Raw genomic sequence first — 7,795 nt, 5'->3', positions numbered from 1 at the left:
GCCCGTTCCGGAATGCATTCCGGAACGGGCATATATCCCAGCGACAGACATTGCCCGGCGCCCCCGCCACGGCAAGCAAGGAGACGGAATGGGCTCGACACAACTGCCCCCCGGGACGGAAGAAACTCTCGCGGCAACCACCGCGGCAGCAGCCGCGCCAGGCGAACCTGTGGACATGGTGCAGTTGCTCGGGCCTGACGGGACGTTGGGCTCCGACCCCGTCTTCTCGGACTACGCCAAGCGCATTGATCCCGAGAAGCTCCGCGTTTTCTACACGGACATGGCGAGGATCCGGCGCTTTGACCAGGAAGCCACCGCGCTGCAGCGCCAAGGCGAACTTGCCTTGTGGGTGCCGCTGACCGGCCAAGAGGCCGCACAGATCGGCTCGGGTCACGCAAGCCAGTCCCAGGACTACATTTTCCCCACCTACCGCGAGCACGGCGTCGCCTTGGTCCGCAACGTGGACCTTGCCGAGCTGCTCAAGCAGTTCCGCGGTGTCTCCAACGGTGGCTGGGATCCGCGGGAGAACAACTTCCATCTGTATACCTTGGTCCTCGCAGCCCAGACACTCCACGCTGTCGGCTATGCCATGGGTATCCAAAGGGACCAGAAGCTTGCCGCCCCGGATTCCACAGACCCCAAGGCCGCGGTTATCGCTTACTTCGGCGACGGCGCCAGCTCCGAAGGTGACGTCCACGAGTCAATGGTCTTCGCGGCGTCGTACGACGCGCCCGTTGTTTTCTTCTGCCAGAACAACCACTGGGCCATTTCGGTGCCAACTGAGGTTCAGACCAAGGTTCCGTTGGCCAACCGTGCCAAGGGCTACGGTTTCCCGGGAATCCGGGTGGACGGCAACGATGTCATCGCCGTTCACGCCGTTACCGAGTGGGCACTTGAGCACGCCCGCGAAGGCCGGGGCCCGGTTCTCATTGAGGCTTACACCTACCGGGTGGGTGCACACACCACTGCCGACGACCCCACCAAGTACCGGGAATCCGCTGAAGAAGCTGCCTGGCGGGAGAAGGATCCGCTGGATCGCCTGGAGAAGTACCTGCGTGCCGAAGGGTTGGCGGATGAAGCGTTCTTCGACCAAGTGAAGGCCGACGGCGATGAGCTCGCCAAGTACGTCCGCAGCACAACACATGGCCTCGAGGTTCCGGATATCCGCGACGCCTTCGCCAATGTGTACGCCGAACAACACCCGCTGATTGCGGAAGAACTTGCTTGGTTTGAGGAATACTCGGCCGGCTTCGAAAGTGACCAGGAGGCAGCTAACTGATGGCAACAATGACCATTGCGAAGGCCATCAATGAGGGTCTCCGGGCATCGCTGACGAACAACCCCAAGTCCTTGCTGATGGGCGAGGATATTGGACATCTGGGCGGTGTTTACCGTGTCACCGATGGCTTGATCAAGGAGTTCGGCGACGAACGCGTCGTAGACACGCCCTTGGCTGAGTCCGGCATCGTAGGTACCGCCATTGGCCTGGCGCTGCGTGGATACTCTCCGGTGTGCGAGATCCAGTTCGACGGCTTTGTTTACCCGGCCTTCAACCAGATCACCACCCAGCTGGCCAAGATCCATGCCCGCAGCCTTGGCAAATTGACCGTTCCCGTGGTCATCCGCATTCCGTACGGCGGTGGCATCGGCTCCATCGAGCATCACTCCGAATCCCCGGAAGCGCTGTTCGCCCACACTGCGGGCCTGCGCATCATTTCGCCTTCCAACGCCCATGACGCCTACTGGATGATCCAAAAGGCCATTGAGTGCCAGGACCCTGTCATCTTCTTCGAACCCAAGCGTCGTTACTGGCTCAAGGGTGAGGTGGATGTAGAGAACGCCGGTCTGTCCGAGGATCCCTTCAAAGCACACGTTGTCCGTGAAGGCACGGATGCAACGATCGTGGCTTATGGTCCGCTGGTTCCGGTGGCACTGGCGGCTGCCAACGCTGCCACTGAGGACGGACGGAGCATTGAAGTCATCGATCTCCGTTCCATCTCACCTTTGGACTTCGACACCGTGGAAGCGTCGGTCAAGAAGACAGGCCGGTTGATCGTTGCTCATGAGGCCCCCACCTTTGGCGGCATCGGCGGCGAGATCGCTGCCCGCATCAGCGAACGTGCATTCCTGCACCTGGAGGCACCAGTCATTCGAGTTGGCGGATTCCACATGCCGTACCCCGTCGCCAAGGTTGAAGAGGATTACTTGCCGGACATCGACAAGATCCTTGAGGCACTCGACCGTTCCTTGTCCTACTAGATCTAAGAACTGCCGTTCCCATAAGGACCGCCTGTTCACCGCCGTCCTACTAACCGCCCTGATCCAGCCCGGCTTCGCTGCCGGGTAACCGGAAATCGAGGACCACTGTGACTGTAAAGAAATTCAATCTGCCGGACGTTGGCGAAGGCCTGACGGAGGCCGAGGTAGTGGCTTGGAAGGTCAAGCCCGGGGACGTCGTCGCCATCAACGATGTCCTGTGTGAGATCGAGACCGCCAAGTCCCTCGTTGAACTCCCCTCGCCTTTTGCGGGCACTGTCACTGAGCTGTTGGTTGAGGAAGGCATAACGGTTGAGGTCGGCACGGCGATCATCGCTGTTTCGGAAGGACAGGACGGGGTTGCTGCGCCGGTGACGCCGGCTGCTCCGGAGACGCCCGCCGTGGAGATGCCCCTTTACGGCAAGCTGCCTGCCGACGACGGCGACGACAACCGCCCGTCCGGCGGACCGCTGGTCGGTTCCGGACCCAAGGCCGACGCCGTCAAGCGCCGCGCGCGCAAACGCCCGGCCGGGTCGGTGCTTGAGGCGGCCACAATCGCCGAGAATGCCGAAGGCACCGTCCAGGACCACCAAGCAATACTGGAAGCCAAAGCAGCCGAAACTCCGGAAGCGCACCGCACGACGGCGGCGCCCGCCGTGGTCACTCCGGCACCCCAAGCCCCCGGTACCCAAGCTTCGGCCGTCCAAGGGCAACCCGCCACACCCGAAGCGCCGCAGTCTGCGGCCTCCCGCGGTGCGGCTATCAGCGGAACCATTAGTGGCTTGGTCAACAAGGTCCTGGCGAAGCCTCCCGTGCGCAAATTCGCTCGTGACCTGGGAATCGACCTGGCCGATGTGGTGGCTACGGGCCAGCGAGGTGAAGTGACCCGCGAGGATCTGGTGAGCTACCAGGCCCAACGGGATGCTGAGCATGATCAAGCGGACAGCTTCTGGGGGGCGTCCAAGAAGCCGCAGGATCAGCGCGTGGAGCGGATGCCGGTCAAGGGTGTGCGCAAAGCCACCGCCAAGGCCATGGTGGATTCAGCTTTCTCCGCTCCACACGTCAGTATTTTCGTGGATGTGGATGCCAGCCGGACCATGGAGTTCGTCAAGCGGCTGAAGGTCTCCCGCGACTTCGAAGGCATCAAGGTATCGCCGCTGCTCATCCTTGCCAAAGCAGTGATTTGGGCTGCGGCGCGCAACCCCAGCGTTAATGCAACCTGGGTGGAAAACGCCGACGGAAAGGGTGGCGCGGAGATCCAGGTGAAGCACTACATGAACCTGGGCATCGCCGCTGCAACTCCGCGCGGCCTCATGGTCCCCAACATCAAGGACGCCCAGGATCTCTCCCTCAAGGAATTGGCGCTGGCCCTCAACGAGCTGGCAACCAAGGCCCGGGCAGGAAAGACGCAGCCGGCTGAAATGCAGGGTGGAAGCCTGACGATCACCAACATCGGCGCGCTCGGGATTGACACGGGAACGCCCATTATCAACCCCGGCGAAGTAGCCATCATCGCGTTCGGAACCATCAAGCAGAAGCCTTGGGTCCTGGACGGCGAGGTTATCCCGCGCTGGATCACCACGCTCGGCGGTTCCTTCGACCACCGCGTAGTGGACGGGGATTTGTCCGCGCGCTTCATGGCAGACGTTGCCTCAATCCTCGAAGAACCGGCGCTCCTGCTTGACTGACGAGCGAGCCCGGCCCGACGCCGGCAGAGGCGCTGGGACAACAACGGGCACTGGGACAACAACGGGATCCGCGGCAGCAACGGGAGCGCCGGCAGCAACTGGATCCGCGGCAGCAACAGGAACGGCAGCAGCAACACAGGAAGCCGCCCACGTGCCCCCTCAATTGGTGACAGGGCCTTGGCGCAAGTTTGCCCGCGTGCTGACGGAAGTGTTTCAGCCTCCGGTTGTTGTGTTGGTGCTTCTGCTCATCAGCCCTGCCACGGAACCCGGGTTCCCAGAGACCATATGGTTCGGGCTGCTCGCGGCGATGTTCGTCTGCGTCCTGCCCTTGGCGTATGTCCTGGTGATGGTGAAGCTGGGCAGGATTACGGACCACCACGTCAGCGACCGCCGTCAGCGGCCGGCGCTGCTCCTGATGACGCTGGGTTCAGTGCTGGTTGGTTTGCTGGTACTGCACTTGCTCAGTGGGCCTGTAGGTGTCACGGTGATGATTATCGCGCTCATAGGAGGCATCGGGGTTCTGGCCGTTGTCAGTGCGTTCTGGAAAATGAGTGGGCATGCCTCGGCTCTGGCGGCTGCAGTGGTGATAGCCGTCCTCATGTTCGGGCCGGCTTGGCTTCCTCTCTTGCTCCTCGTCCCGGCTGTTGGCTGGTCGCGGCTGGTTTTGCGGGCCCACACCCTCGCCCAGGTGATCGCAGGTTCGTTGTTCGGAGGCATTGTGATCGCAGGCCTATGGTGGCTGTTGCGGGAGTGGATGCTCTAGCCGCGGTGCCTCAGGCTTGCCGTGCCCTTAGGCTTGCGGTGCCCTCAATCGTGCAGGGTCACAGCTTCACCGCCTCGCACCACCCTCAGCGGAGCGGGCCTATCAACTACCAGCTCCGGGATGGAGTCCGCAGCGAACTCGACCCGATCAGGGGATGCTGCCCCGGAGAAGCCCTCCATCTCAGCTGATCCAAGCAGCTCTGCACCTGCTGAGGTGGCCAGCCGGAAGCAGCGCTCCAACTCGGCATCTGTGGATGCTCCTGTTCGGTACCCCAGCAGATGTGCGCGATCCATCATGCTGCCGGTGCCGAACGGCGACCAGGCATCACGGACTCCGTCTGAGCCGAGGACAACCTTGACTCCATGCCTTTCCAGAAGGTCCAGATCCGGTACTGGGTCGGCCCCGAGGGCGCAGGTAGCCACCCATATTCCGGCCTCGGCCATGGCGTCCAAGGTGGAGCCCAGTTCAGGTTGCGAGGCCTCGCAGAGAGCAAATCCGTGCCCGATGGTGACTCTGCCTTCCATGCCTTCCGCCACGGTTCGTTTCGCGATGACACGGAGCTGCGCCAGCCCGTCCTCCCCCACATCGTGCAGATGGATGTCCAGGTCCCTGCCATGTTTGTTCGCCAGCGCGTAGACGGCATCCAGATGTCCGTGCAGGTCGCCGTCCACCGACTGCGGGTCTATGCCACCCAAGAGGTCTGCCCCCTCGGCCAGGGAAGCCTCCATGAGGTCGAGCGTGCCGGGGTTGCTCAGTAGGCCAAACTGCGGGAAGGCGACCACTTGGACGTCCAGGAACGGAGCCAAACGCTCAGCGGCTGCACGGACACCGTGGATGTTCCTGAGACCGATTTGGGGTGCCACGTCCACGTGGGCCCGCATCGCCATGGTTCCGCTAAGGACTGCATGTCTCATCAAGGCATAGGCCCGGTCCTCGACGCTGTCCTGGAACGCGAGCTGTGCTTGGAGATCGTTCCCTATGAGGTCTGCCAGCGATTGCGCTGGTTCGCGGGAGAGCCAGCCGGACCCCCAGGTGGTCTTGTCCGGGTGGATGTGCGCGTCGACGAACCCCTGCGTCGCCAGCGTCCCCCCGCTGCGGGGCAGTGCGCCCTTGCCGGGGGCAGGGGATGGGTGTGCAGTCATAAGAGTCCTTTCGCTACGGCCGCTTTAGGTATACCAAACATTGGAATGCATCGGAAGCCGTCACCCAGCATCCGTGCCTAGACAGGTTAGAGCCCCTGCAATTCTTCCCCGCATCCAAGATTTGGGATACCAAAAGCTGTACACGAGCTCCTCTGCCACTTACTCTAATGAACAACATTCATTAATGTGACACGTATCGCATCGAGGAGAACCCATGACCATCACTGGAAGAAGCGCTCTGGACGGCCCTCAGTCGGCCCCCACGCTCAAACGAGTCCTGGGCTTACCGTCACTCATCGCTTTTGGCCTGACCTCCATGGGCATCCTGTCCGTGGTGGCGGTCTATGGGGCGGGAACCGAGATCAGCGACGGGCATTTGCCGGCTGCTTACCTCGCTGCCCTGGTGGCGATGCTGTTCACTGCCCACAGCTACGGCCAGATGGCGAAGCACGTCCCTGTAACCGGCGGCGCTTACGCCTACGCTTCGCGGGCGTTCGGCAGCCCGGTGGGTTTTATGGTGGGTTGGGCCATGATGCTGGACTACTTGTTCCTGCCGATGGTGAACTTCCTGCTCTTCGGCCTGTATCTCAATAGCCTGGTGCCCGTCATACCGCCGCAGCTCGCCGTACTGCTCTGCCTCTTGGTGGTGGGACTCTTCAGCGTGATTGGCGTCGCCTGGATCAAGAAGATGAACATCGTAGTGGTGGCGGCCTCGGTCCTGGTGATTCTGGTATTCCTGGTCCTGGCCGTGGTCAATGCCCCGGATCTGTCCTTGGACAATCTTGTCCGGCCCCTGACGTTGGGGGAGGGTGGGGTGGCACCCGTGATGGCGGCGGCGGCAATTGTGGCCTTTGCCTTCCTGGGATTCGATGGCGTTTCCACCCTGTCCGAGGAGGCGCGCAATCCCCAGCGCGATGTGCCGCGGGGCATCATCCTGTCCACGCTCTTTGCCGGCCTGGGTTACACCCTGTTTTCCGTGGCCGGGAGTCTCATCGCACCCGAGTGGAGATCAATCGTGAACCTTGATGCCGCGGGAACCGAACTCATGCAGCGCGCCGGAGGCGATGTGCTCATGGTGGTATTCGTGATCGTGAACCTTGGCGGGTTGGTTCTGTGCGGCACTGCTGCCCAGATGAGCGTCAGCCGTGTCATCTATGCGATGGGTAGGGACGGAATCCTGCCCGGTGCCCTGTCAAAGTTGCACCCACGTTTCCGCACTCCATACTTCGCCGCGATGCTGGTCTCTGCGGTGTCCTTGATCGCCCTTGTCATCACCCTGGAGCAGGCGGTGTACATGATCAACTTCGGGGCTCTGGTCGCTTTTGCCGTGGTAAACCTGGCAACCATCAAGGTGGTCTTCTTCGACCTGCGGAAGCGGGGAACAGCGGGGGCCATGCGAAATATGGTGATGCCACTGATGGGCTTTGCCTTCATCGCCTGGCTATGGACTTCGCTGGCCTGGTTCACCTACCTGCTGGGAACCGCATGGCTTGTTGTCGGGGCCGTCATTTTCCTGCTGCGCCGTAAAAAAGCGGGAGGGCAGGTGGCTCTGAATTTCGACGACGGAATGGTCACCGAGGAGGGTGCCGTCCCCGTAGGGGCTAAGCCCGGGGAACGCAAAGACGCTAGAACGCCGGGTAACTGACCAGCAGCGCCTGAAGTTCCGTCGTCGACATGTGGTTTGCCATCTCAACACTGATGCCCATGGCGACGGCGGCTACCGTAACCATGGCGACGCACGCCACGGACAGGAAGCGCCAGTCCTTGCGGAAGATGCTGCCGAATGTTTCGGGCATCTCAAGGCTGGGGGAGATCATGTTGGGGGCGCTGTCCCAAGAGCCGTCGTCGAGCATGGCAATGATGCGATCATTGCTCCGGTCGTAGCGCATGGTGCTGATGTGGTTGCCGTGGCGGGCAAGCAGGATGTCGTGTCCCACGCGCTGGCG

Annotated in this window: 7 protein-coding genes; 5 read left to right on the top strand and 2 right to left on the bottom strand. The window is 62.1% G+C overall.

Annotation, left to right across the window (positions count from 1 at the left end):
• The first annotated feature begins 88 nt into the window (after positions 1-88).
• From pdhA to J7I86_RS18540, 4 genes are all read left to right on the top strand, one after another.
• Entirely contained in the window at positions 89-1,279 is a 1,191-nt protein-coding gene (pdhA, locus tag J7I86_RS18555; RefSeq protein ID WP_214822236.1) for a pyruvate dehydrogenase (acetyl-transferring) E1 component subunit alpha, read from the top strand.
• Complete coding sequence (locus tag J7I86_RS18550) at positions 1,279-2,259, top strand: alpha-ketoacid dehydrogenase subunit beta (protein ID WP_214822219.1); 981 nt, start codon at positions 1,279-1,281, stop codon at positions 2,257-2,259. Before pdhA ends, J7I86_RS18550 begins: the two co-directional genes overlap by 1 nt.
• Before the next feature lie 107 nt (positions 2,260-2,366).
• Complete coding sequence (locus J7I86_RS18545; protein ID WP_214822218.1) at positions 2,367-3,944, top strand: dihydrolipoamide acetyltransferase family protein; 1,578 nt, start codon at positions 2,367-2,369, stop codon at positions 3,942-3,944.
• A 166-nt stretch (positions 3,945-4,110) separates the two neighbouring features.
• Entirely contained in the window at positions 4,111-4,707 is a 597-nt protein-coding gene (locus J7I86_RS18540) for a phosphatase PAP2 family protein (RefSeq protein WP_214822234.1), read from the top strand.
• A gap of 44 nt (positions 4,708-4,751) precedes the next feature.
• Here J7I86_RS18540 and J7I86_RS18535 read toward each other — a convergent pair whose 3' ends face one another.
• On the bottom strand, positions 4,752-5,849 hold the full coding sequence (locus J7I86_RS18535; RefSeq protein ID WP_214822217.1) for an amidohydrolase: 1,098 nt from the start codon (positions 5,847-5,849) through the stop codon (positions 4,752-4,754).
• 214 nt (positions 5,850-6,063) lie between these two features.
• Here J7I86_RS18535 and J7I86_RS18530 point away from each other — a divergent pair, with 214 nt between their 5' ends.
• Entirely contained in the window at positions 6,064-7,494 is a 1,431-nt protein-coding gene (locus J7I86_RS18530; RefSeq protein ID WP_214822216.1) for an APC family permease, read from the top strand.
• Here the strand turns inward: J7I86_RS18530 and J7I86_RS18525 are convergent.
• Positions 7,475-7,786, bottom strand: coding sequence for a hypothetical protein (locus tag J7I86_RS18525; protein ID WP_214822232.1), 312 nt, complete (start codon positions 7,784-7,786; stop codon positions 7,475-7,477). The two genes, J7I86_RS18530 and J7I86_RS18525, sit on opposite strands and share 20 nt — an antisense overlap.
• Positions 7,787-7,795 lie beyond the last annotated feature (9 nt).

Origin of the sequence: Arthrobacter sp. ISL-95 (assembly GCF_018613695.1) — a bacterium.
In the GTDB taxonomy this organism is placed as follows: Bacteria; Actinomycetota; Actinomycetes; order Actinomycetales; family Micrococcaceae; genus Arthrobacter.
This window is presented reverse-complemented; position numbering and strand designations above follow the sequence as displayed.

What these genes read in the sequence shown, in the direction of transcription:
- J7I86_RS18530 (WP_214822216.1), top strand. Translation starts at nt 6,064, where the DNA reads ATGACCATCACTGGAAGAAGCGCTCTGGACGGCCCTCAGTCGGCCCCC.
- J7I86_RS18550 (WP_214822219.1), top strand. Translation starts at nt 1,279, where the DNA reads ATGGCAACAATGACCATTGCGAAGGCCATCAATGAGGGTCTCCGGGCA.
- pdhA (WP_214822236.1), top strand. Translation starts at nt 89, where the DNA reads ATGGGCTCGACACAACTGCCCCCCGGGACGGAAGAAACTCTCGCGGCA.
- J7I86_RS18535 (WP_214822217.1), bottom strand. Translation starts at nt 5,849, where the DNA reads ATGACTGCACACCCATCCCCTGCCCCCGGCAAGGGCGCACTGCCCCGC.